25 protein-coding genes and 1 tRNA gene are annotated in these 24,827 nt (G+C 62.3%); 11 read left to right on the plus strand and 15 right to left on the minus strand.

From position 1 onward, the window contains the following. Positions 1 to 100: 100 nt before the first annotated feature. The 6 genes from BUS06_RS14325 to BUS06_RS14350 all read right to left on the minus strand — a co-directional run bounded on the left by BUS06_RS14325 (position 101) and on the right by BUS06_RS14350 (position 6,341). Positions 101 to 1,195, minus strand: a complete 1,095-nt coding sequence (locus tag BUS06_RS14325; RefSeq protein ID WP_143787517.1) for an asparaginase — start codon at positions 1,193 to 1,195, stop codon at positions 101 to 103. A 41-nt stretch (positions 1,196 to 1,236) separates the two neighbouring features. Then, positions 1,237 to 2,163, minus strand: coding sequence for a CysB family HTH-type transcriptional regulator (locus BUS06_RS14330; RefSeq protein WP_074264860.1), 927 nt, complete (start codon positions 2,161 to 2,163; stop codon positions 1,237 to 1,239). 60 nt (positions 2,164 to 2,223) lie between these two features. Next, entirely contained in the window at positions 2,224 to 3,282 is a 1,059-nt protein-coding gene (locus BUS06_RS14335) for a sulfate/molybdate ABC transporter ATP-binding protein (protein ID WP_074264861.1), read from the minus strand. Between the two features lie 26 nt (positions 3,283 to 3,308). Further along, on the minus strand, positions 3,309 to 4,277 hold the full coding sequence (gene cysW / locus BUS06_RS14340; RefSeq protein WP_074264862.1) for a sulfate ABC transporter permease subunit CysW: 969 nt from the start codon (positions 4,275 to 4,277) through the stop codon (positions 3,309 to 3,311). After that, complete coding sequence (cysT, locus tag BUS06_RS14345; protein WP_074264863.1) at positions 4,274 to 5,182, minus strand: sulfate ABC transporter permease subunit CysT; 909 nt, start codon at positions 5,180 to 5,182, stop codon at positions 4,274 to 4,276. The genes cysW and cysT overlap by 4 nt, the downstream gene beginning before the upstream one ends. Positions 5,183 to 5,300: 118 nt before the next feature. Beyond that, positions 5,301 to 6,341, minus strand: a complete 1,041-nt coding sequence (locus BUS06_RS14350) for a sulfate ABC transporter substrate-binding protein (RefSeq protein WP_074264864.1) — start codon at positions 6,339 to 6,341, stop codon at positions 5,301 to 5,303. A gap of 330 nt (positions 6,342 to 6,671) precedes the next feature. Between BUS06_RS14350 and lexA the strand changes: the two genes are divergently transcribed. The 3 genes from lexA to BUS06_RS14365 all read left to right on the plus strand — a co-directional run bounded on the left by lexA (position 6,672) and on the right by BUS06_RS14365 (position 8,536). Continuing rightward, positions 6,672 to 7,325, plus strand: a complete 654-nt coding sequence (gene lexA, locus BUS06_RS14355) for a transcriptional repressor LexA (protein ID WP_074264865.1) — start codon at positions 6,672 to 6,674, stop codon at positions 7,323 to 7,325. Positions 7,326 to 7,355: 30 nt separating this feature from the next. Continuing rightward, positions 7,356 to 7,700: a hypothetical protein gene (locus BUS06_RS14360; protein ID WP_074264866.1), complete on the plus strand. Its 345-nt coding sequence runs from the start codon at positions 7,356 to 7,358 to the stop codon at positions 7,698 to 7,700. A gap of 182 nt (positions 7,701 to 7,882) precedes the next feature. Next, a complete protein-coding gene (locus BUS06_RS14365; protein ID WP_074264867.1) occupies positions 7,883 to 8,536 on the plus strand; it encodes a DUF2939 domain-containing protein in 654 nt (217 codons plus the stop codon). Between the two features lie 121 nt (positions 8,537 to 8,657). On the opposite strand, the gene BUS06_RS14370 is transcribed toward BUS06_RS14365, so the two are convergent. Beyond that, a complete protein-coding gene (locus BUS06_RS14370) occupies positions 8,658 to 9,149 on the minus strand; it encodes a universal stress protein (RefSeq protein ID WP_074264868.1) in 492 nt (163 codons plus the stop codon). A gap of 212 nt (positions 9,150 to 9,361) precedes the next feature. Between BUS06_RS14370 and nodI the strand changes: the two genes are divergently transcribed. Next, a complete protein-coding gene (gene nodI / locus BUS06_RS14375; protein WP_302050852.1) occupies positions 9,362 to 10,324 on the plus strand; it encodes a nodulation factor ABC transporter ATP-binding protein NodI in 963 nt (320 codons plus the stop codon). An 87-nt stretch (positions 10,325 to 10,411) separates the two neighbouring features. Next, positions 10,412 to 11,239 (plus strand): ABC transporter permease, encoded by an 828-nt coding sequence (locus tag BUS06_RS14380; RefSeq protein WP_074264870.1) that lies wholly within the window; start codon positions 10,412 to 10,414, stop codon positions 11,237 to 11,239. A gap of 18 nt (positions 11,240 to 11,257) precedes the next feature. On the opposite strand, the gene BUS06_RS14385 is transcribed toward BUS06_RS14380, so the two are convergent. From BUS06_RS14385 to mnmH, 3 genes are all read right to left on the minus strand, one after another. Beyond that, positions 11,258 to 11,680, minus strand: coding sequence for a hypothetical protein (locus tag BUS06_RS14385; RefSeq protein WP_074264871.1), 423 nt, complete (start codon positions 11,678 to 11,680; stop codon positions 11,258 to 11,260). 249 nt (positions 11,681 to 11,929) lie between these two features. Beyond that, complete coding sequence (locus BUS06_RS14390) at positions 11,930 to 12,988, minus strand: permease (RefSeq protein WP_074264872.1); 1,059 nt, start codon at positions 12,986 to 12,988, stop codon at positions 11,930 to 11,932. 64 nt (positions 12,989 to 13,052) lie between these two features. After that, complete coding sequence (mnmH, locus tag BUS06_RS14395) at positions 13,053 to 14,294, minus strand: tRNA 2-selenouridine(34) synthase MnmH (RefSeq protein WP_083611519.1); 1,242 nt, start codon at positions 14,292 to 14,294, stop codon at positions 13,053 to 13,055. A gap of 256 nt (positions 14,295 to 14,550) precedes the next feature. Here mnmH and BUS06_RS14400 point away from each other — a divergent pair, with 256 nt between their 5' ends. Then, positions 14,551 to 15,951, plus strand: a complete 1,401-nt coding sequence (locus BUS06_RS14400; protein ID WP_074264873.1) for a M20 family metallopeptidase — start codon at positions 14,551 to 14,553, stop codon at positions 15,949 to 15,951. 137 nt (positions 15,952 to 16,088) lie between these two features. Here the strand turns inward: BUS06_RS14400 and BUS06_RS14405 are convergent, their stop codons facing one another. Then, positions 16,089 to 17,141: an NADP(H)-dependent aldo-keto reductase gene (locus BUS06_RS14405; protein ID WP_074264874.1), complete on the minus strand. Its 1,053-nt coding sequence runs from the start codon at positions 17,139 to 17,141 to the stop codon at positions 16,089 to 16,091. A gap of 126 nt (positions 17,142 to 17,267) precedes the next feature. On the opposite strand from BUS06_RS14405, the gene BUS06_RS14410 reads away from it, so the two are divergent. The 3 genes from BUS06_RS14410 to BUS06_RS14420 all read left to right on the plus strand — a co-directional run bounded on the left by BUS06_RS14410 (position 17,268) and on the right by BUS06_RS14420 (position 18,748). Continuing rightward, positions 17,268 to 17,480 carry a DUF3820 family protein gene (locus tag BUS06_RS14410; protein ID WP_074264875.1) on the plus strand — a complete coding sequence of 71 codons (213 nt, stop codon included), beginning with the start codon at positions 17,268 to 17,270 and terminating at the stop codon, positions 17,478 to 17,480. Positions 17,481 to 17,667: 187 nt separating this feature from the next. After that, positions 17,668 to 17,934, plus strand: coding sequence for a hypothetical protein (locus BUS06_RS14415; protein WP_074264876.1), 267 nt, complete (start codon positions 17,668 to 17,670; stop codon positions 17,932 to 17,934). A 121-nt stretch (positions 17,935 to 18,055) separates the two neighbouring features. Next, positions 18,056 to 18,748 carry a carbonic anhydrase gene (locus BUS06_RS14420; RefSeq protein WP_074264877.1) on the plus strand — a complete coding sequence of 231 codons (693 nt, stop codon included), beginning with the start codon at positions 18,056 to 18,058 and terminating at the stop codon, positions 18,746 to 18,748. Positions 18,749 to 18,807: 59 nt separating this feature from the next. Here BUS06_RS14420 and BUS06_RS14425 read toward each other — a convergent pair whose 3' ends face one another. The 3 genes from BUS06_RS14425 to BUS06_RS14435 form a co-directional block, all read right to left on the minus strand. Further along, positions 18,808 to 19,458 (minus strand): trimeric intracellular cation channel family protein, encoded by a 651-nt coding sequence (locus BUS06_RS14425; protein ID WP_074264878.1) that lies wholly within the window; start codon positions 19,456 to 19,458, stop codon positions 18,808 to 18,810. 96 nt (positions 19,459 to 19,554) lie between these two features. Continuing rightward, complete coding sequence (locus BUS06_RS14430) at positions 19,555 to 21,081, minus strand: tetratricopeptide repeat-containing sulfotransferase family protein (RefSeq protein ID WP_074264879.1); 1,527 nt, start codon at positions 21,079 to 21,081, stop codon at positions 19,555 to 19,557. Between the two features lie 299 nt (positions 21,082 to 21,380). Continuing rightward, a complete protein-coding gene (locus tag BUS06_RS14435) occupies positions 21,381 to 21,635 on the minus strand; it encodes a hypothetical protein (RefSeq protein WP_074264880.1) in 255 nt (84 codons plus the stop codon). A 355-nt stretch (positions 21,636 to 21,990) separates the two neighbouring features. On the opposite strand from BUS06_RS14435, the gene dusA reads away from it, so the two are divergent. Further along, on the plus strand, positions 21,991 to 22,992 hold the full coding sequence (gene dusA, locus BUS06_RS14440; protein WP_074264881.1) for a tRNA dihydrouridine(20/20a) synthase DusA: 1,002 nt from the start codon (positions 21,991 to 21,993) through the stop codon (positions 22,990 to 22,992). 88 nt (positions 22,993 to 23,080) lie between these two features. After that, positions 23,081 to 23,156, plus strand: a tRNA-His gene (locus BUS06_RS14445). A 356-nt stretch (positions 23,157 to 23,512) separates the two neighbouring features. On the opposite strand, the gene BUS06_RS14450 is transcribed toward BUS06_RS14445, so the two are convergent. Continuing rightward, complete coding sequence (locus BUS06_RS14450; protein ID WP_074264882.1) at positions 23,513 to 24,340, minus strand: SH3 domain-containing protein; 828 nt, start codon at positions 24,338 to 24,340, stop codon at positions 23,513 to 23,515. Positions 24,341 to 24,827: the final 487 nt, after the last annotated feature.

The following is a 24,827-nucleotide window of genomic DNA, read 5'->3' on the forward strand; positions in this document are numbered from 1 at the left end:
AGGCAATCAGCCCTTATCGCCGCGTTTTCTTTTTTGCACGGACGTTTCAAAGCGCGCTCGAAACTCAACCCGTATCGCGCACGCTTCGCAGGTCGCCGCCTCAGTACGTGTCGAAGATCTTCTGCAGCGCCACCGGTCCGGTGCCACCCGCCGCGAGCGCCAGCATCAGCAGCACGCGCGCCTTGTACGGATTGAGCGAGCCCGCTGTGACGAAGCCAAGCGCATCGTCGGAGGCCGCGCCGTTGCGCATCACATGGCCCGAGCCGACCCGCGACGAGCGCACCACCACCACGCCCTGGCTCACCGCATCGGCAAGCGCCTGTTGCACCGACGCGTGAATCGAACCGTTGCCGGTGCCGGCTACCACAATTCCGCGCACGCCCGCAGCTACCAGAGCATCGACGCCGATCCGCGATGCGCCCGCATAACTCACGACAATCTCCACATTCGGCCACTTCGTGCCGATCACGAATTCCGTATCGACGGTGTGCGGACGCACGACCTTGCGCTGGAATTCCACGCGTCCGTCCTGCACCCAGCCAAGCGCGCCCACTTCCGGAGACTGGAACGCGTCCACTGCGTAGGTGCTGGTCTTGACCACATCGCGCGCGCTGTGAATGCGGTTGTTGAATGCCACCAGCACGCCCTGCCCGTGCGCGGCCTGGCTCGCCGCTACAGTGACGGCGTTGAGCAGGTTCAGAGGACCATCGGCGGAGAGCGCCGAAGAAGGCCGCATCGCCGCGGTCAGCACGACCGGTTTGGTGCTTTTGACGGTCAGATGCAACAGGTACGCGGTTTCTTCTAACGTATCGGTGCCATGCGTAATCACGACGCCGTCGATGTCATCGCTTGCCAGCAGCGCATTCACGCGTTGCGCGAGGGTCGCCCACAGCGCAAGCGCCATGTCTTTGCTGTCTATGCTGGCGACCTGCTCGGGCTGAATCTGCGCGACGCCCGAGAGCACCGGAACCGCTTCGAGCAGGCGGTCGACGCCGACCACGCCGGCCTGATAGCCGGAGGTGTTGGCGGCATCGGCGGCAGAACCGGCAATCGTGCCGCCCGTCGCCAGTACTGCAATGCGCGGCAGCGCGTGCGCGGCTTCGGAAGCGGCGGACTGGGAGCCGCTGGCCGGCGAAGCGGCGGCGGCAGAGCCGGCGCCCTGCGCGCCGGATGAGGAAGGAGTCGAAGTATTCATGGCGGCGATTGTAAGCGATGCGCCGCGCCAGCGCGCCAGCATCAATCCACTGCGCGCAACTGCGCAGCGATCTCGGCTTCCTTCAGCTGCGGCGCGAACATTTCCAGCAGACGATACGCATAAGCGCGCAGGAACGCGCCCTTGCGCAAGCCGACACGGGTCGTGCTCGCCTCGAACAGATGCTGCGTATCGAGCGCGACCAGTTCGGTATCGCGCTTCGGGTCGTACGCCATCGCCGCCACCACGCCAATGCCCATACCGAGTTCGACATAAGTCTTGATCACGTCCGCATCGATCGCGGTCAGCACGACGTCGGGCAACGCACCCGCCTTCGCGAACGCCTGGTCGATATGCGAGCGGCCCGTGAAATCCTGGTCGTACGTGACGATCGGAAACTCGGCAATCTCGTCGAGCGTCAGATTTTCACGCCCGACCAACGGATGCCCCTTCGGCACGACCACTACGTGATGCCACGAATAGCACGGGAACGTCACGATGTCCGGGAAACGGTCAAGCGCTTCGGTCGAAATCCCGATGTCCGCTTCGCCGTTGATGATCATCTGCGCAATCTGTTGCGGGCTGCCCTGGCGCAGCGCCAGATGCACCTTCGGGAACACTTCGGTGAACTGGCGAATTACCTTGGGCAGCGCGTAGCGCGCCTGCGTGTGGGTCGTAGCGACGACAAGGTGGCCACTATCCTGATCCGCATACTGTCTCGCGACGCGGCGCAGGTTTTCCGCGTCGAGCAGCATCCGTTCGATCAGCTGATGCACGGCCTTGCCCGGCTCCGTGAGGCCCGTCAGGCGCTTGCCACGGCGAATGAAAATATCGACGCCGAGTTCGTCCTCGAGGTCCTTGATCTGTTTCGACACGCCCGACTGCGACGTGTACAGCACGTTCGCGACTTCCGTCAGGTTCATGTTCTGCCGCACGGCCTCGCGCACAAAGCGCAGTTGCTGAAAGTTCATCTGTGTGTCTCCGGTTCAGCCAGAGTTAAGTTATAGAGTAGTAGCCAGGCAAGCGCACGTTCAATGCGCTGGAAAAACGCGCAACGCGCGCGGCACCGCCGTCACGCCGTCGCCGATATTCAGTTGCAGCGCGCGCCACGCTTCGCGATCCAGTTCCGCTTCGAGCACACTGCCCTCGCGGCCGGCCAGTTCGACCCGCACTGAACCACCCAGCGTCACGACGCGACGCACATCCACGACAATCCCATCGCGATGACCCAACGCCTGCGGATAAAGCTGCAGGTCATGCGGACGCACATAGGCGAACGCCGGACCTTCGAAGCCTGCGGCGGCAGCTACCGGCAACGCGGCGCCGTCCACCACAAAACCGTTGCTGTCGACCTTGCCGTGCAGACGGTTGGCCGCGCCGAGAAACTCATAGACAAACGAAGTCTGCGGATGATCGTACACGTCTTGCGGGCTGCCCACCTGCTCGACGTGACCGCGATTCAGCACGACGATGCGGTCCGCCACTTCGAGCGCCTCTTCCTGGTCGTGCGTGACGAAGATCGTGGAGATATGCAGATCGTCGTGCAGACGCCGCAGCCAGCTACGCAGTTCCTTGCGGACTTTCGCATCAAGCGCGCCGAAAGGTTCGTCGAGCAGCAGCACCTTCGGCTCGACCGCCAATGCGCGCGCCAGTGCGATGCGTTGACGCTGCCCACCCGACAGTTCCGACGGATAGCGTTGCGCGAGCCAGTCCAGTTGCACGAGCTTGAGCAGTTCATGCACCTTCTCGCGGATCACCGCTTCCGACGGCCGTTCCTTGCGCGGTTTCACGCGCAGACCAAAGGCGACGTTTTCGAACACCGTCATGTGACGGAACAGCGCGTAATGCTGGAACACGAAGCCGACCTGGCGCTCACGGGCGCCCACCGTCGCGACGTCCTGTCCTTGTAGCACAACCTGACCCGAGTCCGCATATTCGAGGCCCGCAATCACGCGCAGCAACGTGGTCTTGCCACAACCCGACGGCCCGAGCAGCGCAACCAGCTCGCCTGGCGGAAAGTCGAGCGAGACGTTATCGAGCGCGGTGAAATCGCCAAAGCGCTTTTGCAGGTTACGAACGGTGATGCCCATTGACTACTCCCATGCAACTTTATTGCTTACTGGATCGGCTGTTGCTTCGGCGCAAGTGCCGCGGACGACTGCGAAACGGTTGGACCGGCGTGCGCGGGAACATCGCGCGAGTCCGCCAGTTCTGCCGACAGATGCCGCTCGGCGAGCAGCTTGAGGCCCAGCGTGACGAGCGCCAGTAGCGCCAGCAACGAGGCCACGGCAAACGCCGCCGAGAAGTTGTATTCGTTGTAAAGAATTTCGACGTGCAGAGGAATCGTGTCGGTCTGCCCACGAATATGGCCCGACACCACCGAGACGGCGCCGAACTCGCCCATCGCCCGCGCGTTACACAGAATCACGCCGTACAGCAGACCCCATTTGACGTTCGGCAAGGTGACGCGCCGAAAAGTCTGCCAGCCGGATGCGCCCAGCACGTGGGCCGCTTCCTCTTCGTCGTTGCCTTGCGCCTGCATCAACGGAATCAGCTCGCGCGCGACAAACGGAAAGGTGACGAAGATCGTCGCGAGCACAATGCCTGGCACCGCGAAGATAATCTGCACGTCGTGATCCTGCAGCCACGGGCCGAACCAGCCCTGCGCGCCGAACAGCAAAACGTAGACGAGCCCTGAGACCACCGGTGAAACGGAAAATGGCAGGTCGATCAGCGTCGTCAGCAACGCCTTGCCCTTGAATTCGAACTTCGCGATACACCACGACGCCGCCAATCCGAACACCAGATTCAACGGCACCGCGATCGCAGCGGTCAACAATGTCAGCTTGATTGCAGAGATCGCGTCGGGGTCGGCGAGCGCTGCGAAGTAAAAGCCAACGCCCTTGCTCAATGCCTGATAAAAGACCGCGACGAGCGGGACCACCAGAAATAGCGTGAGAAACAGCAACGCGATGCCCGTCAGAAGCCAGCGCACGAGACGCGGCTCGCTCACCGGATCGTTACGGCGCAAAGCGTTCAGGCCAGTACTCGACACCGGCTGCAACGCAGCAGAATCGTGACTCATTGGACACCTCCTGTCACGCCTGCCGCACCGATAGCAGCGCCCGGGACAGGCAGCGCCGGCGCCGCCGAACCACGACGTGTTCGACGCTGCAGATACCACTGCAGCGTATTGATCAGCAGCAGCATCAGGAACGACACGACCAGCATCACGACCGCAAGAGCCGTTGCCCCAGCGTAGTCGTATTGTTCGAGCTTGGTGATGATCAGCAGCGATGTGATTTCCGACTTCATCGGCACATTACCGGCAATGAAAATCACCGAGCCGTATTCGCCGAGCGCCCGCGCAAAGGCCAGCGCGAAGCCGGTCAACAACGCCGGCATCACCGCAGGCAGCACGACGCGGCGAAACGTCAGCCAGCGCGACGCGCCGAGGCACGCGGCCGCTTCTTCCTGCTCACGCTCGAATTCTTCGAGCACCGGTTGCACGGTGCGCACCACGAATGGCAGACCGATGAAAGTCAATGCGACCAGCACACCCAAAGGCGTAAAGGCGACCTTGATCCCGAGCGGTTCGAGGAACTGGCCTATCCAGCCATTACCGGAGTAAACCGCCGCGAGCGAAATCCCGGCCACCGAGGTCGGCAGCGCAAACGGCAGATCGACGACGGCGTCAACCAGACGCTTGAACGGAAACGAATAGCGCACCAGCACCCACGCCACCAGAAAACCAAATACCGCATTGACGAGCGCGCCGCCGAGCGCCGCAAAAAAGGTCAACCGGTACGACGCCAGCACGCGCGGCGAAGCGACCGCGTGCACGAACTGCGTCCAGTCGAGCGAGGCGGTCTTGAGAAAGGTCGCCGCAAGCGGAATCAGCACCACGAGGCTCAGATACGCCACTGTGATGCCGAGCGTCAGGCCGAAGCCCGGTAAGGCGCTTGGCTTGCGGAAGGTCAACGTTGTCATGCTCGATGCTCTTTCAGGGTGAAAACCGGGTCGCGCGGCTGGCCCAGGCTAAATGGCCAAACGGCGCGCCCCTTGAGGCGCGCCGGACGACAGCCTGACTGCCTTACCTCGTTACGCCTCATTGCGGCGAGTAGATCGAATCGAACACGCCACCGTCTGCGAAGTGCGTTTTCTGCGCATTCGTCCAGCCGCCGAACGTGTCATCCACGGTGTACAGCTTCAGCTTCGGAAACTTCGCGGTCAGCGCGGCCGGCACCTTGTCCGAACGCGGACGGTAGAAGTTCTCCGCGGCAATCTCCTGCCCCTGCTCGCTGTAGAGGAAGTTGAGATACGCCTCAGCCAGCTTGCGTGTGCCATGCTTGTCCACCACCTTGTCGACTACCGACACCGGCGGTTCAGCCAGAATGCTCACCGACGGCACCACGATCTCGAACTTGTCCGGACCAAACTCCTTGAGCGACAGAAACGCTTCGTTTTCCCAGGCAATCAGCACATCGCCGATACCGCGCTGCACGAAGCTCGTCGTCGCCCCACGCGCGCCCGAATCGAGCACGCCCGCGTTCTTGTACAGCTTCGTGACGAATTCCTTGGCCTTCTGATCATTGCCGCCCGGTTGATGCTCGGCATACGCCCACGCCGCCAGATAGTTCCAGCGTGCGCCGCCCGAGGTTTTCGGGTTCGGCGTGACGATCGACACGCCCGGCTTCACCAGGTCGTCCCAATCCTTGATGTGTTTGGGGTTGCCCTTGCGCACCAGAAATACGATCGTCGAGGTGTACGGCGCGGCGTTGTCCGGCAGACGCTTCTGCCAGTTCTTGTCGACGATGCCCTTGCTGGCAAGCGCATCGATGTCATAAGCGAGCGCGAGCGTCACGACGTCCGCCTGCAGCCCGTCAAGAACCGAGCGCGCCTGCGCACCTGAGCCGCCATGCGACTGCTTGAAGGTGATCGTGTCGCCGGTCTGGGCTTTCCACTGTTTGCCGAACGCCTCGTTGATCTGCTGGTACAACTCGCGCGTTGGGTCGTACGACACATTCAGCAGCGTCGTGTCCGCCGCCTGCGTCTGTCCGGCCAGCCCAAGTGCCGCTGCGGCGCCAAGCGCCAGCACCGTGATGAGCTTCCTGGTCCTGCGTGCGAGCCCCGTGCCCTGATCGATCATCCAGCTTCTCCGCGTGGTGGTCAGGCGAGGCAACGTGCCCCTTCCTGTCTGTTGTGTTTGGTGTTTGAGGTCTTGCGCGCGTCTTGCCTGCGTCGACTCGAGGCCCAGTCTATCGAAGGGCTTTCATCATTAAAAATAATGTTTCTTCATTTTTTAATACTCAAAAGTGGTAATGACAGCCAGACGCGGCGTTGCGGCACGAAAACCGGTGTTAGGACGCCGTCTGACGGCGTTCCACTGACACCCAGGGTCGAGAACTTAAAGTAAAGCTTGAATTGCGCCGGATACTGTATAAAAATACAGTCACCTGTCTATCCATACAGTGACCCCATGACCAAACTCACCGCACGACAGCAAGAAGTTTTCGACCTGATCCGCCGGGCCATCGAACGCACCGGTTTTCCGCCCACCCGCGCGGAGATCGCCGCCGAGCTGGGCTTCAGCTCGGCTAACTCGGCGGAAGAGCACTTGCGCGCGCTTGCTCGCAAGGGAGTCATCGAGCTCGCCGCGGGCGCGTCGCGCGGCATCCGGCTACTGCTGGCCAGTCAGGACGACGGGCCGCATCAGTTCACGCTGCCGCACGCCAGCATCATGCAGTTGTCGCTGCCGCTGGTTGGCCGGGTGGCCGCGGGTAGCCCGATCCTTGCGCAGGAACACGTCTCGCAGCATTACGCCTGCGACCCGGCGCTCTTTTCCAGCAAGCCGGACTACCTGCTGAAGGTGCGCGGGTTGTCCATGCGGGACGCCGGCATTTTCGACGGCGACCTGCTCGCCGTACAGAAGAAAAGCGAAGCCAAAGACGGCCAGATCATCGTCGCGCGGTTGGGCGACGACGTGACGGTCAAGCGTCTCAAGCGCCGGCCGAATGGCATCGAGCTGATCGCCGAGAACCCCGATTACGAAAATATCTTTGTTCAGGCCGGCAGTGCGGAATTCGCACTGGAAGGCATCGCAGTGGGGCTGATCCGCCCCACTGAGTTCTGAACCTTGCCTGAACAACGACTGGAGAGAATCATGGAACGCCTTGCCCGCCTGCTGCCCTTCCGTCAGTTCGGTCGCCTGCGCCATTTGCGCAATCTCGTACCGTGCGCGCCGATCGAGGCGTCCAGTGTTACTGCTTCGCTGTTCGACGACCCGCAGCCGCATGCTTCGACCTTGCCGTCGGCGCTGCCGGCCTTCGCACGGGTGTCGCTAAATTCAGGGCTCAATACGGCGGAGCCAGCCCGGCGCGCGCCGGTGCGGGTGTACCACGGGCCGTCGCGTCTGATCATGGTCGGCACGGTGGACGCCGTGTGCCGCATGATCGACCGCTGCATCGCCGAAGAAACGGCCGGCGTGCAGAATGCGATGTTCGAGTAAGCATCCGGAAGAAAGCCCAGAGGTGGGTGAACCGGCCGTCAGGCAGTTCGCGCACCCGGTAAAGATCATTACGTGAGGTTGCGCGCGGTTGGCTCAGGGATAATCGTGCATCGGTCGTATGGGGATCGTTTTCCCGCGAATGCGGTCCACGTTTGATCACACCTCACGGAGAAGCTCGCCCGATGGCTGTTTCAACACCTGCAAAACGCGGCGTCGCGCGGCCGCTGATCGTCACAGTGCTTGTCATTGTGGTCGTGGCTGTACTCGGGTACGGCTATGCGTCGCCGTATCTCGCACTCGATCGCCTGAAACGCGCCGCCGATGAACGTGACGCGCAAACCGTCAGCGAATATGTCGACTATCCCGCGTTGCGCGAAAGCCTGAAGGATCAGATTGCGGGTCTGCTGACGAGAAAGATCCAGGCGCGTGCCAACGGCAATCCGCTCGCGGCCCTCGGCGCGATGATAGGCGTCGCACTCATTGGCCCGCTGGTCGATGCTTACGCAACCCCAGATGGCGTCGCCGCACTCCTGAACGGAATGCCGCCGCGCGGCGATCCGACCCAACGGCCACCGGTACCGCCCGATGCGCCGGCGAACGCGCCAGCCAATGCGCCTGCCGGCAGCGCAGACTCGACGCCGACGGCGCCCGCTCCCGCGACGGCTGGCTCACCGACAACCCCGCCGCAACCGCCGCAGACAACGGCCGCCTATCGTGGCATCAATGAATTCGTCGTCACGTATCAGCACGGTGTCGGCGATACGCGCTATGCCGCGATTCTGCGGCGCGAAGGATTGTTCTCATGGAAGCTGGCCGCGGTAGATCTGAACGGCTAGCGCTCGCCGTGCGGCGAAGCAATGCGCCTTCACCAGTCAGGCCGCCCGCTCCCGCGCAGCCTGACTGTACCCAAGGCACGACCCGACCCGCAAAGGCGCGCCTCTGCCACTCCGCTCTATCTCAGGCCGCAGTGGTAGCTGCAGCAGCCGGTGCAGCGGCCTGCTCCTGCTCTTGCGCCGACGAACACGCCACCAGAATGCTGCACGAGATGCGGTCGAGCAGCGGCGTATTGCCCGCGCCCATCCACCAGCGCGAGAGGCCGGTGCGGCAACGGTGACCGACCACCACGAGATCCACATGCAGCTCGTTGGCGAGATTGGCGATTTCGTCTATGGGATGGCCGAACGCAAAATGACCTTGTGCGGTGACGCCCCGCTCCGTGAGCCACTCCACACCTTCCTGCAGGATGTCGCGAGCGGTTTTCTCGAAGCTGCCGCAGGCCACATCGGTCAGGAGACCGGCGCTTTGCGCAATGCTCGAGCGCATGTCGACAACCGACAGCAGATGTGTTTCCGCCTTCAGGTCCAGCGCCAGGTCGGCGCCGCAGCGCAGCGCCTTGCGGCCTTCGCGCGAGCCGTCGTAGCACAGCAGGATTTTCTTGTAGCTCGCCATGATGTTCTCCCTACCGCGTCGATCGCGGTCTCTGTCATGAATCATGGTGCGCCGCAATTCAGCTTGCAAGGGTTGGAAAACGCTAACTGGGTACTAACAGCACGCTAACAACACATCCGTTGTCCCCAGCCACCTCGCGCATCATGCCGCAGCGCAGGAACCCGCACCCGAGCAGTGCACGAGTGCCGACATGAAGCCGTCGATGCCCTAAAATGGGCAGCTTTACGGCCCTTCACATCTTTCGGAATCCACAACGACCCATGCCAGAAGCCGCCATCGAATTCGTACAGGTCCACAAGCGCTATGGTGGTAAGACTGTCGTTGACGGCCTGTCGTTCCATGTACATCCCGGCGAGTGTTTCGGCCTGCTTGGCCCAAACGGCGCAGGCAAGACCACCACGCTGCGCATGCTGCTCGGCATCGCGGCTCCGGACGCCGGCACGATCCGCCTAGGCGGTGAACCGATTCCATCACGCGCCAGGTATGCCCGCGCGCGAGTCGGCGTAGTGCCGCAGTTCGACAACCTCGATCCGGATTTCACCGTGCGCGAAAACCTTCTGGTGTTCGGCCGCTACTTCGGTCTGAGCGCGGCGCAAACGCGCGCCATGGTGCCGTCGCTGCTCGAATTCGCGCGGCTCGAAAGCAAGGCAGATGCGCGGGTCGGAGAGCTATCGGGTGGTATGAAGCGGCGTCTCACACTGGCCCGCGCACTCGTCAACGACCCCGACGTGCTGATCATGGATGAACCGACCACCGGGCTCGATCCGCAAGCGCGCCATCTGATCTGGGAACGCTTGCGCTCGCTGCTCGCGCGCGGCAAAACCATTCTTCTGACCACGCATTTCATGGAGGAAGCCGAGCGGCTGTGCCATCGCCTGTGCGTGATCGAAGAAGGACGCAAGATCGCGGAAGGCGCACCGAATGAATTGATCGTTTCGGAAATTGGCTGCGATGTGATCGAAATCTATGGACCGGACCCTGTCGCGTTGCGCGACGAACTGGCGCCGCTTGCCGAACGTACGGAGATCAGCGGCGAGACGCTGTTCTGCTATGTCACCGACGCGGAGCCGGTACATGCCCGCCTCAAGCAGCGCGCGGATCTGCGCTATCTGCACCGGCCAGCCAATCTCGAAGATGTGTTTCTGCGGCTCACAGGCCGTGAAATGCAGGACTGAGCCATCAATGCACGGGCAAACAAAAACAGCCATTGCATCGACCCACGCATAGACACAAGTTTCGACTCAATCACTCACCGACCCGCCATGGACGCACGCACCTACGACACCCCCAGCCAGGCTGCGCCTGCGAGCGAACCTTTCGCGGCCCTGCCCGCGAACGCGGTCAACTGGATCGCGGTATGGCGGCGCAATTATCTGGTGTGGCGCAAGCTTGCCATTGCGTCGATGTTCGGCAACCTCGCCGATCCGATGATCTATCTGTTCGGTCTCGGCTTCGGACTCGGCCTGATGGTCGGCCACGTCGACGGCGTGTCGTATATCGCGTTTCTCGCGGCCGGCACTGTTGCATCGAGCGTGATGATGTCGGCGAGCTTCGAATCGATGTACTCGGGTTTTTCGCGCATGCACGTGCAGCGAACGTGGGAGGCGATCATGCACACGCCGCTCACGCTAGGCGATATCGTACTGGGCGAAGTGATGTGGGCCGGCAGCAAGTCGATGCTGTCCGGCGTGGCGATCATGCTGGTCGCCGGAGCGCTCGGCTATGCGAGCTTTCCGTCGATGCTGCTGGCATTGCCTGTCATCGCGCTCACCGGCCTCGCCTTCGCCAGCGTCGCGATGATCGTGACGGCGCTCGCGCCGTCGTACGATTTCTTCATGTTCTATCAGACGCTGGCGCTCACGCCGATGCTGCTGCTCTCCGGCGTGTTCTTTCCGATCGCCCAGCTGCCACCCGTCGCGCAATTCGTCACGCAGTTGCTGCCGCTCGCGCATGCGGTCGATCTGATCCGCCCTGCGATGCTTGGCCGGCCGCTCGACCACGTAGCGTTGCACGTCGCCGTACTGGCCGCCTACGTGGTGGTGCCGTTCTGTATCGCAGCCGTGCTGTTTCGTCGACGGATGATGCGCTAAGGCGCATCTCGCTCGCGCTCAGTCTTCGTCGTCGGTCCAGGGTATATCGACGTCGGAGATGAACGCGACCGTCGCGAACGGTCCGCCTTCCTGGCGGCCGATCTTGCCGTCCGCGCGCTGCCACTCGACGCGAAACAGCGTGCCCGGATCATCGGCAATCAGGCGAACCGTGCGCACTTCGTCGGGATCGGACTCTTCTACCGGGCCGTCGAACGACACCAGCAGTTCCTGGGGCCACAGGCCGTCGGCCGGATCGTAAATGCGATCGCCATCGGGAATCAGCGTGAAGGCGTCGACGCCGATCGTCGCCGAGGCGTCGACGATCATTTTGCCCAAGGCGCGCAACAGCGCCGTAGCGCGCGCCGAGTTCGCCTGGCGGATCGCGAGGTCCCCGCGCGTCAGCGCCTGTTCAAGCTTCGGATTTGTTTTTTGTTGGGCCATTCGATTTCCTGATTGCAATTGCTCGAGTGTATGCGGCGGGTCGCCTGCGCACCGGTGACAAAGGTGCACGCCGCTTGTGCTTCGCTTATTGTTTTTTGGGCTGAAAATCGTACCACTAGTCGGCATCGCCATGACATCCAGGCCATCGCGCATTCGATCCCGGCACCTCCAGTTCCTCAGTTTAGGTCGTGATTCGACAACTGGCAGCGGGATTTGTCGGCCGCAATGGGGGCGAGCGCCCGCTCGCGCTCAGAATCCGAGCGCGACAGCCAGTCCACCCGCCAGCAAGCCAAACAGCACCACCGAAACGGCCACCACCGTCAGCAGACGCGGCCGGAACGAGCGTGCCAGCATCGCCAGCGAAGGGACGCTGATGGGCGGCAGGGTCATCAGCAGCGCACCTGCGGGGCCGACGCCCATGCCTAGCGAGAGCATCGCCTGAATGATCGGCACCTCGCCCGCGGTGGGGATCACGAACAGCATGCCGGCGACCGCCAGCGCGAGGATCCAGCCAAACTGGTTGCCGATCTCCGGGCCGACGTGCGGAAAGAGCCAGGCGCGCGCTGCACCGAGCAGCAGGATCAGGACGATATATTCGGGGATCAGGCGCACGGCCATGCGGGCAAACAGGCTGAGCCAGCGCACGAAGGGATTGCCTCGCTGCTGCTCCTGCGATGCAGCCAGTTGCGCCAGTTGCCCGTCGGCCGCGGCGGCCTCTTGTGGCGTCACGAGCCGGTTCACCAGATAGCCGAGGCCGAACACCATCAGTACGCCCAGTACGAGACGCAGAGCCGCCCAGTTCCAGCCAAGCACGAAACCCATGAAGACAAGCGTGGCCGGATTGAGCACCGAATTGCCGAGCCAGAAGGCGATGGCGCCGCCGGGCGAGGCCTGGCGCTGCCGCAAGCCGACCACCACCGGCGCCGCGCAGCAGGTGCACATCATGCCGGGGATGGCCAGCAGGCCGCCCGCCGCCACACTGCCGAAGCTGGTCTTGCCGAGCACGCGGGCGATCCATTGCACCGGCAAGAGCACCTGCACGGCCGAGCCGAGCACGAGGCCGAGCACCATCGCCTGCCAGATCGCCTTGCCGTAGGCGAGCGCGTAGCCGAGTGCCGCCGCCAGCGACGGCGCGGGCGGACTGGCGTCCGTACCCATCAGGATGGATTTGCCGATCGAATGCGTCTCCGCGGCCGTGAAGGCGCGGTGATAGTACGGAAACCACTTCACATAAAAGAGCCCGGCGACGGCGACCAGCAGAAAAATCAGCCATCCTGAGGCGGGTTGGGTTGAGCGTGTGGTGTTCATTGTTATCGTTTGTTTGGGTTTGAACCGGAAACTGGGCTACCTGGGTTTAAACTGGAAACTCGGGCTAGCCGGGTTTGATGGCCACAGGACGCGGCGTAGCGCCATTCGTCGAAGCGCTTGCTGACGATGCCGCCGACGTGGCAGAGACCGCTGAGGCGGCCTGAACAACCGCCTCAGCGCCCTGCTGCGCGCCCGCGAGCGCCTTTCCCTCCGTCGCGGCCAGTTTCGCCAGCAACGCCGTTGCCTGTCCGACGCTGTCGGCCGCGTTTGGCCTGAAGCTGAAGTGCAGCGCCTCGCCGAGGCGCTTGAAATGCTGCCGGCTGCTACGTTGATAAGCAGGATCGTAGTGCCGTTCGATCAGTTCCCCGAACAGCTCGGCGCGTGTGGCTGCAATATCCGCGCGGTCTACGCCTTCCATGGCAGGCGTGCTGCCCGCGTCGATCAACTGCTGCCAGTGCCTGACCTGCTCGCGACTATGCAAGCCAATCAGTCGTTCGAGCTGATGCTTGAACGATGCCGGGTCGTCGAACAGATGCGCATAGTCCTGCAGCAAAAACGTGATGCGGTCGTCATGCGTAGTGTCGACTTCCACACAGGCGCCGCGATGAAAACGCTCGAACAGCGCTTGAGGCAGCGTGATCGTGCCGATGCGCCGGCTTTCCGCTTCGACGAACACTGGCCGGCGCACGTCGAAGCCCGACAGCACGCCGATCAGCGCGGTATCGAAGCCCTTTTGCGCGGGCTGCGGCTGATCGGGCAACGCGCCGAGCAACGAGCCGCGATGACACGCAAGCGCTTCCAGATCGAGCACCTGCGCGCCGGCTGCGTGCAGTGCCTGAAGCAGCCGCGTCTTGCCGCTACCGGTATGGCCGGTCAGGACGACGTACTCGAACTGCTCCGGCAAGCTCGCGAGCGCCGCGACCACCGAGCCGCGATAGGCCTTGTAGCCGCCGTCGAGCTGACGCGCCTGCCAGCCGATCAGGTTGAACCAGGTCGTCATCGAGCCGGAGCGTTTGCCGCCGCGCCAGCAATAGATCAGCGGGCGCCAGTTGCGCGGACGCTCGGCAAAGGTCGTCTCGAGATGCGCCGCGATATTGCGCGCGACCATTGCCGCGCCGACGCGAGTGGCCTCGAACGGCGAGACCTGCTTGTACATCGTGCCGACGATCACGCGCTCCTCGTTGCTCAGCACCGGCGCGTTGATCGCACCCGGGATGTGGTCTTCGGCAAACTCGAGCGGCGTGCGAACGTCCACGATCTCATCGAATCGCGCCAGTTGATCGAGCGGAACAAGCAGATTTTTCAATTGAACGACGCGTGAAGAGGGGCCGAATTCGAATGAAATAGCCGGAATGGCGGCAATCGGCAAGCCAGAATTATCGCATGGGGTGGACGGGCGGCGGCAGGGACGCCTTGAGCGCTGCAATCGGGCAATCTCGTCAAACGCCCCGGGCTTTGCCATTTCGGCAACGCAAGCTTCTAAAGACAATGATTGTGACAAAACAGGCACCCTCCTAGAATCGATCGCACCCCTGCCCTCTATCGCCCCACCGGAGACGACCGTGACCCGCGACCAGGCTATCCAGCACGCAACCCACCACTTCGATTCGGGCGCGTTTCTCGCCGACCTCAATCGCCGCGTCGGCTTTCGCACCGAGAGCCAGGAGCCTGAACGTGCTGCCACCCTGCTCGCCTATCTGACCGGCGAGATCGTCCCGGAGGCTGAGCGCCTCGGCTTCGAAACGCGCATCTTCGACAACCCGGTGGCTGGCGCCGGCCCGCTCCTGATCGCCACGCGGCACGAAGGCGACGACCTGCCGACCGTGCTGATCTACGGCCACGGCGACGTGGTCCGCGGCTACGACGACCAGTGGCGCGAGTCGTTGACGCCATGGACCGTGAAGGTCGAGGGCGAGCGCTGGTACGGCCGCGGCACCGCCGACAACAAAGGCCAGCACAGCATCAATCTGGCGGCGCTCGCCAGCGTGCTCGACGCACGCGACGGCAAGCTCGGCTTCAATGCCAAACTGCTGATCGAGATGGGCGAGGAAACCGGCTCGCCGGGACTCGACGCCTTCTGTCACACGCACAAGGAAGCGCTCGGCGCGGACGTGCTGATCGCCTCGGACGGCCCGCGCCTCGCGGCGCGGCGCCCCACGGTCTTTCTCGGCTCGCGCGGCTCGATCAATTTCCGGCTGGAGTTGAACCTGCGCGAGGGTGCGCATCACTCGGGCAACTGGGGCGGGCTGCTCCGCAATCCCGCCACGGTCCTTGCCAATGCGCTGGCAAGCCTTGTGGACGCACGCGGCGTGATCGCCGTCGAAGGCCTGCGACCGCCGCCGATTCCGGACGCGGTACGCCGCGCGCTCGCCGATATCAGCGTAGGCGGCGGTCCGGGCGACCCCGCCGTCGACAACAACTGGGGCGAGCCCGGCCTCACCCCGCCGGAACGCGTGTTCGGCTGGAACAGCTTCGAAGTGCTGGCGCTCAAGGCCGGCAATCCCGAGAATCCAGTCAATGCGATTCCCGCGTCCGCCTTTGCGTATTGCCAGTTGCGCTTCGTGGTGGGCACCGACTGGCAGAACCTCGCTGGGTATCTGCGCACCCATCTCGATGCACACGGCTTTCCGATGGTCGAGATCAAAGTCGAGCGCGGCGCGCCGGCCACGCGACTCGATCCTGACGACCCGTGGGTCACGTGGGCCATCGCATCGCTCGAACGCACTACCGGCAAAAAGACGGCGGTCCTGCCGAACCTCGGTGGCACGTTGCCCAATGAGGTGTTCGCCGACACGCTAGGCCTGCCGACCATCTGGGTGCCGCACTCATATCCGGCCTGCTCGCAGCATGCGCCGAACGAGCATCTGCTCGGACCGGTGGCGCGTGAAGGACTGCAGATCATGGCGGGGCTGTTCTGGGACCTCGGCGAGAACGCACCCAAGGTGCCGGCAGCGAGCGCCTGAGACCAGCACTTGCCGAGTCGACGCGAGGACCGCGCCAGGACGGCGCCACGACAATGCCACGCAGCACGCAGCACGCCACAATAAACAACGGGCCCGCTTGCATACGCAACCGGGCCCGCTTCTTTTCCTACCGCAACTTACGGCGCAGGATTCGGCTGCCGCTCGTGCAATGCGTCGATTTCAGCCAGCACTTCCGGCGAGAGCTTCACGTCCACGCTCGCGATATTCTCCTTCAACTGCTCGAGCGAGGTCGCGCCGATCAGATTGCTCGTCACGAAAGGCCGGCTATTGACGAACGCCAGCGCGAACTGCGCGGGCGACAGGCCATGCTGTTTCGCGAGTTCGACGTAACGGCTGGTCGCCTGCACGGCTTGCGGCTTGCTATAGCGCTGGAAGCGTTCGAACAGCGTGATGCGGGCACCCGCCGGACGCGCTCCACCTTCGTACTTGCCTGAGAGCCAGCCGAAGGCAAGCGGTGAATACGCCAGCAGACCAACGCCATCGCGATGCGTGAACTCGGACAGCCCGGCTTCGAACGTGCGGTTCAGCAGGCTGTACGGATTCTGGATGCTGACAATGCGCGGCAAGCCGAGCTTCTCGGACGCGTGCAGGAACTGCGCGACGCCCCAGGGCGTTTCGTTCGACACACCGATATGCCGCACCTTGCCTTCCTTGACGAACTCAGCGAGCACCGACAAGGTTTCTTCGATCGGCACCGTATAGGCATCTTCAACCCACGGATACGCGCTACGGCCGAAGGTCATCGTGCTGCGATCGGGCCAGTGCAACTGGTACAGATCGACGTATTCGGTTTGCAGGCGCTTGAGACTGTCGTTGAGTGCCTCAGTCAGATTCTTGCGGTCGAACTGATTACCCTCGCCGCGAATATGGCGTGGATTATGCGGCTGACGCGCCGGGCCGGCGATCTTGGTCGCGAGTACGATTTTTTCGCGCGCGCTGCGATGCTGCGCGAGCCAGGTGCCGATACAGCGTTCGGTCGCGCCCTGGGTCTCCGGACGCGGCGGCACCGGGTACATTTCGGCGGCATCGACCAGCGTAACGCCGTGGTCGAGTGCATAGTCGATCTGCTCGTGCGCTTCGCGCTCGCTGTTCTGCTCGCCCCAGGTCATGGTGCCGAGACCGATCAGGCTGACCTCGATGTCGGAGTTGCCTAGTCTGCGGTATTCCATCGAACTGTTCCTGTTGGTTGGTTGATTGTACGAAAGGCCACGAAGTTACCATGCCGGCAGAATGCTTGCAGCGCAGCTAAAATGCAGGCCTCACGTCACTCCGGTAAGCTCACCTCAACCCTCGCGATGAATCCAGAACACCTCGAATTGCTGGTCACTCGCGTCATGCCTTTCGGAAAATATAAAGGCAGATTGATTGCGGATTTGCCGGGTCACTATTTGAACTGGTTTGCGAGTCAAGGCTTCCCTCCAGGCGAAATCGGCCGCCTGTTGGCGCTTATGCACGAGATCGATCACAACGGCCTCAAGTCGTTAATCGAACCACTACGCAAACGTTGATCGTCGAGCTTTCAGTTCTGCAAAATCAGTCGACAGTTTCATCACCAAAGCAATACAGAATGAAAGCTGTCGGGCGTGCTGTTTCTTCTGTAAAAAATATTAACGTTTTGCGGCTTGACCCATCGGATTCATCGCGTTGTAATCAGCACCACTGATCCGTTTCTCAGTTCAGATCCCGTTTGCTTCTATGCACAATCTCAGCCTCATTCATCTGCTGGAATACATCGGTCACGACATGTCGCCCGTATGGGCCGTCATTGCATTCTTCATGTTCGGCTATGTCATCGTGGGCCTGCCTGTCCACTTCCGCCAGGGTGCTGCGTCGCGCGACGTCTGGGGCACGGCGGCCGGTGTGACAATGGCCGCGTTGTACGCCGCGTTCCTCGTGTGCGTGTACCCGATGTTGCATCATGCGTTGCATTTGCCACCGCCAGCGATCAGTGTGACGCACTAGCACTGCAACATAACCGCCCAGCTATAGGATTGACTCATTCGATCCGTCATAATCCGGTCTTGGACCCCGTAGCCAAAGGGGGACATGCTCGCGTCATGGTTCCACGCCCGGAGAAACACACATGCAGGACATCATCGAAGGCTTTCTGAAGTTCCAGCGGGAAGTGTTCCCCGCCCGCTCCGCGCTCTTCAAGCGCCTCGCCAGCAGCCAGCAACCTGGGGTGCTGTTCGTCACCTGCTCCGATAGCCGCGTGGTACCCGAACTGCTGACGCAACGCGAGCCTGGCGATATGTTCGTGATTCGCAATGCCGGCAATATCGTGCCGTCGTATGGACCGGAACCGGGCGGCGTCTCGGCAACCGTCGAATATGCGGTGGCGGTGCTGGGCGTCAGAGACATCGTCATCTGCGGGCATTCGGACTGCGGAGCGATGACCGCCATCTCGAGCTGCATGGACCTCGATAAGCTGCCCGCCGTGGATGCGTGGTTGCGGCACGCCGATGCGGCCAAAGCCGTCAACGCCGCCCACAATCATGCGACGCCCCAGGCGCGCCTGAACGCACTGGTGCGCGATAACGTCGAGGCACAACTCGCCAACATCAGGACCCATCCGTCGGTTGCGGTGGCGCTCTCGCAAGGGCGCCTCAACCTGCACGGCTGGGTGTATGACATCGAGCGAGGCGCAATTGACGCTCTCGACGGTTCAGCCAACCCGCCAAAGTTCGTTTCGCTAGGCGAGCATCCCGATGTCCGCGCAGTGCGCACACGTCCCGATGACGCCGCCAAGCCGCGGCCAGCCGGTCAGGCCGGATAGTCGCCGGTGTTTGAGCGAAGGAAGATTGTCCGTAGGTATCCTTATCAACTCCGTTGCGCCTAGTAACCCGAAGCCTTCGGAAGATGCCAGCCAAACGTGACGGCCGCCATTCGCAGCGCGAAACACGCCAACCCGCCTGCGAATGCGGCCCAACCCGGCGACACGCCGGCGCGACGCGCAAGCACCACCACCAGCGCACCGAAAAAAGCCGCGCTCGCGTAGATATCCGCCCGCAGTACAAGGGGCACACGGGCCAGCAGGATATCGCGGATCACGCCGCCACCCACCCCCGTGATGGTGCCCATCAGCATCGCAACAAACGGACGGATCTTGTAGAGCAGCGCTTTCTCAACCCCGGCCACGGCGAACAACGCGAGGCCCGCGGCGTCCAGCACGGTCACCACCAGACCCGCAACCGGCGGCACAAACGAATGAAGCACGAAGGTGAGCAGACCCGCTGCGAACGTCAGCGCCGGATAGCGCCAATCGCGGATGGCGCTTGGCGGTGTCGCGCCGAGCAGCAGGTCGCGGATCACGCCGCCGCCGAGTGCGGCGACGAACGATATGACCATCACCCCCAGCAGATCGAGACTGCCGCGCATCGCGCTGACCGCCCCCTCGACTGCAAATACAAACGTGCCGGCCAGATCGGCCGCCCAGATGACTGTCTCGACGTTTAACCTTGTTTTGCTGATCGACAGTGTTGGCATTGCCCTGTCACCCCTACCCTCGTTTGAGTTGTCGAAAGGTATCGCGGAAACAGGCCAAAGAGGGAAATTTTTTCAGTCGCAGGCGGACGGCCCGCGTCAGACGGCACTCCGCTTGCGATCTGCCTCCATCAGCGCGGGGCCAAGGCCATCGTAGAGAGGCTGAAGGAGTTCCGCGGCCGGACGCCAGCGTTCGAGCGAGGTGCGGAACAACGGCTTGCGCACCTGCGAAGCGCTCGCGGTATTCACCTGACGCTGGGTCTGGTGGAACGCGAGACAACGTTCGTCCCAGTCGAGCCCGCAGTGCGCGAGCATGCGTCGCACGTTGCCCTCGAGATCGTTCACGAGGTCCTCGTATTGCACCTCGATCATCACGCCCGGAGGTAGCGCCTCGCGCCAGTGGGCCATCAGTGCATCGTACGCACGGTAGTAGCGGCCCAGTTCGCCCAGGTCGTAGCCAAACGGGACGTCCTGGAAGATGCGCGAGTAAATCGACAGGCAGACTTCTACCGGCGAACGGCGGCTATGGATGAACCGTGCATTCGGCAACGCCAGATGGATCAGGCCGACGTTGATGAAGTTGAACGGATACTTGTCGGTAATGCGCCCGTAGCTCGATGCGTCAGGCACCTCGACGCCAATGCGGCGCACGTAGTCCGCGCCGAGCGGAGCCAGCTGCACAGCAGTCGCCGAACGCATGTCGTCGAAGTTGAGCTTGTGTTTGTCCGCCTCGCTGCGCGCGAGCGCGTTCACCAACGCCTTGCCGAAATCCGGACGCTCTCCCGCACCGAAGACCTGCGGATGGCTCGCCAGGATCTGCTCGATCAGCGTCGATCCGGAACGCGGCATCCCAACGATAAAAACCGGCGACGTGGACGGATCGCCGAGACCTCGTTTGGCTTTCAACACCTCTGCGTTCAGCAGGCGAGGCAGATGACCGAACAGGTCCAGCGTCATGGCCTCGTTGTAGTTCACGCCACGGCGATACATCGTATTGGCTTTCAGCAGATGCTCGAACGACTGGTCATGCTGGCCGAGATCGCCTAGCGCGTGACCCATGGCGAAATGCAGTTGCGCCTGATTGTCCGGGGTCATCGCAGCGGCGTGCCGCACCAGCTTTTGCATCGTGACGAAGCATGGATCGTCGAGCGTCATGCGCTTCGACTGAACGAAATTGCGGTAGTACACCATGCTGTGCGGCGCGATCTCGATCGCACGGCGGTAAGCCGCATGCGCCTCGTCGAAACGACCCAGCGATTGGAGACAGTTCGCCATGTTGTTGTACGAACCGTCGACCAGCGTGCCCAGTTGCGCCGCCCGCCGATAACTGAGCACCGCCTCTTCGAGTTGATGCATCTGCTCGAGAATCCAGCCGATGTTGTGATGGATGTCCGCGTTGTTGGGGTCGAGCGCCTGCGCCTGGCGGTAACGCTCCAGCGCTTCCGGGAGGCGCTCCATTCTGGCGAGCGTCGAGCCGAGGTTGTTGTAGACGCCGGGGTCTGCCGGCCGCTCGAGTCGAACCTGTTCGTAGCACGCGAGCGCTTCCTCGAACTCACCGCGTTCGGCGCACGCGTTACCACGGGCGAACCAGTCGTCCGCTGTTGCCAGCTGTTTGTCTTGCGTCATGGACGGCCAGAAATCGCGACTAAAAGCACCGTTGAGCGGCGGGCGGCGTACGTCGTACCAATAGAGCGCGAACTTAGCAGGAATGCGTCAGAACTTGATTTCCAAATTTCACAAACTGTTACAGGAGGAGTAACGGTGTGAGGTAGCGGCGAACACGACGTGAGGATGCGGTAGCTGCCAGGATAAAATTGCATGCAGCCAATAAAAAACGCCAGGCTCTGCCGGCGATTGCCTCCAGAGTCTGGCGTTTCTTCACAAGGCGTTCCTTGCGAACGCCTTGCGTTACCCGATTACTGCAATTACTGAGCTTGCTGGCCGTTCGAAACCTGATGCGAGCCCGATTGCGACGACGTTGCGTTCACACCGCCGTATGCGTTCTGGTCTGCAGCAGCGCGCTCGGCGGCAACGGTTTGCACGCTTTGGCCTTGTTGCGAAGCCGGAGCACCAACGCCCGGACGATAGAATGGTGCCGGGCCGTAGCCGCTGGCGAAAGCAGGTGCTGCGAGCGAGGCGGAAGCGGCAACCAACAGGGCGGCGATAAGCTTGTTCTTCATGATGACTCCAATAAATGTTTCGGATTTCGTTTCAGGAAGACGTCGCGACATGGTGCTGCTAAGGCTGTCTGCAACATCGATGGGAATAAGTGTATTCCCTTACTATCGAGAATTTATACTGATAATCCGAAATAACTTTTCTTGTGGCTGAAACAATCCGTCAGCGCCTTACCTGAGGCGGATGACAAGGGGGTCAGGACTACCCAAAAAGATGTCAGGGTCAATTTTCTTCTGGCCCTTCTTTTATCTGTCACGCCCCCAACAAGCCGGCTCCGCAACACCGGCGGCGCGCCGCTCGGACTCTTGCCGGCTTGCGGTAAAATTGCGGTTTGATTTCCGCCGCCGGCCGTTTCCCATGTCTCTCGCCCTACCCGCCAATCCACGTCGCGTCAGTGTTGCGCCGATGATGGACTGGACTGATCGCCACTGCCGTTCGCTGCATCGCGTGCTGTCGCGCCATACGTGGCTTTACACGGAGATGGTGACGACCGGCGCGCTGCTGCATGGCGACGTCCCCCGCCATCTGGCATTCACGCCTCACGAAGCCCCGGTTGCGCTGCAACTGGGCGGCAGCGAACCCGACGATCTCGCCCGCTCGGCAAAACTCGGCGAACAGTGGGGCTACGACGAAATCAACCTGAATTGCGGCTGTCCGTCGGAGCGGGTGCAGCGCGGCGCATTCGGTGCATGCCTGATGAACGAACCGCAACTGGTGGCCGACTGCGTCAAGGCGATGCGCGACGCTGTTTCGGTGCCGGTGACGGTCAAACATCGGATCGGTGTCGACGCGGTGGAGGAATATGGCTTCGTGCGCGATTTTGTCGGCACGATTGCCGAGGCCGGCTGCGAAGTGTTCATCGTGCATGCGCGCAATGCGATTCTGAAAGGCCTCAGCCCCAAAGAGAATCGCGAGATTCCGCCGCTCAAATACGATTTCGCGTATCAGCTAAAGCGTGATTTTCCGCAGCTCGAGATCATCATCAACGGTGGTATCAAGACGCTCGACGAAGTCGAACTGCATTTGCAACACGTCGACGGTGTAATGCTGGGCCGCGAGGCTTATCACAACCCGTATGTGCTGGCCGATGTCGACGCGCGCTTTTATGGCTCGACCGCTGTCCCGGTGACACGCGAAGAGGCCGAAGCGAAACTGATCGAATATTGCGCGGCTGAACTCGCGCGCGGCACGTTCCTTGGTGCGATCACGCGTCATGCGCTTGGACTGTACCGCGGTGTGGCCGGCGCACGCGGCTGGCGTCGCGTGCTTTCGGACAGCAAAAAACTGGCCGCGCGCGATCTCGCGATTTTCGACGAAGCAAGACAGCATCTGCGCGAGCCCGCCGAAATCTTTGAATAAAGGGCTAGGCAAATACAGATCATGTTTGTATAATCTCGCTTCTTGATCGGCAAGCCAGTTCTTGGTGAGCCAAGCAGATGTTCCAGTGGTGGCTGTAGCTCAGTTGGTAGAGTCCAGGATTGTGATTCCTGTCGTCGTGGGTTCGAGTCCCATCAGCCACCCCACTTTCCCCAAAGCTGTTGCGTGCTAGTTCCTCCGTCAGGGATATTTGAGCTTTTTCGGCTTGCGACTTCGTTATGGCTTTTTGTCGTCCGGCGAAGCTCATCATTCGCGCCTGTTACCAGAACCCAGTTGTCGCTTTTGTCCTTGCGATAAAACTCGCGCACGTACACCTTCCGCTTTATTCCTCTGCATTCATTTCGCACTCCATCGCGTCTGCGATAAAACTCATCTCCCAAACGAAATACGCCGCGATGGCATCGTCTACCAACGCGGCGCATGTAAGTCGGCTGACCGCAGCGACATAAGCCACTGCAAAGAAGACCGCATCTCTACCGTCTTCCTCGTTTAGCCAACCACCCTAGTTGTGCTGCTCATGTCCCTCATGACCGCCTCCATGCTCCTGTGGAGCAGGACCATGGGCCGGCGGCGGACCCGCGTGTTGCGGCGGCGGGGCAGCGTGCTGCGCGGGCGGCCCTCCGGGCGCCCCACCGTGTTCCGGCGGCGGACCCGCGTGGACCGGCGGCTGCGCGACATGCGCCGGAGGCGCGCCGGCTCCCGGAGGAAGACCACCATGGCCAGGCGGCGGCCCTTCATGTCCCGGCTGTGGCTCACCACGCCCAGGCGGCGGCCCTTCATGTCCCGGCTGCGGCTCACCATGGCCAGGCGGCGGTCCTTCGTGTCCGGGTGGCGGACCACCATGCCCAGGCGGCGGTCCTTCATGCCCAGGGGGCGGGCCGCCATGGCCCGGCGGAGGCCCACCGCGTCCGGGCGGCGGCGGTGGGTGATGCGCCCAACGCTGCTGGTCGTTATACCAGGGCCGTCCGCGGTAATGGCTGCCCCAATATGAGCCGATCGAAAACGTCACAATAGGCAGGCCAATCGCCGTTCCATAAGTGAGGATCGGCACGTTGCTCCCCTGATACGGATAACTGAGACTGCCTGCGTAGACCCAGCCACGCACATCCGGCGCCGCCACGTCGCACCAGCTATACCCGCTGACGCAACCCATCACCGTCACTGGCGCGCCGGGAGGTAACTGGGACACTGCGGGGTAATCATCCGCCGGTCCCGCATAGAGATTCACCGGACTATTGGTGTAAGCCTGCGACTGTGCGAACGCCACGCCTGGTAAGGTCAACAGGCCGGCAGCGCCGGCCAGCAATCCGCTAACGACTCGTTTTCGCATCGCCCTTCCCCTGTGATTCATTTATCTTCACGTCCTGCATGATGCGAACGCTCCCTTGGTAATGCCTTATGTGCCGGGCAGCAATAACCGTTCCCAGCACTCGGGACGCGGGGTTGGGCGCATGGTCCATGCGTCGTTCGTATGAGGAGGCTTTCCTGAGATAAACCGTCGATCGACAACTAACCTTCAATCAATTGCTCGCGGCGCCCGCCCGCTCCACTCAATCAGGATTCCTTTGTATATTCATACAAGTGATGCGACTACATCCCGCCTCGTCAACCCGGTATCCGTTCCAGTCCTTCACCGCCTCGCGGTGTCACGTCGGGACGGCACGGGGTAAACAAAAGCTCTCCACAGAATCGCGCGGCGTCAGGTGCCGTAAGGCGCGTTAAGCTGCGGTGAAACCTGCGGCATCGCCACCGGCTCTACACTAGGTACTCCTCTTCCCTGAGAGGGTTTGTCTCTCACACTCTTGCGGCCCACTTCC

The organism is Paraburkholderia phenazinium, assembly GCF_900141745.1.
GTDB classification, from domain to species: domain Bacteria; phylum Pseudomonadota; class Gammaproteobacteria; order Burkholderiales; family Burkholderiaceae; genus Paraburkholderia; species Paraburkholderia phenazinium_B.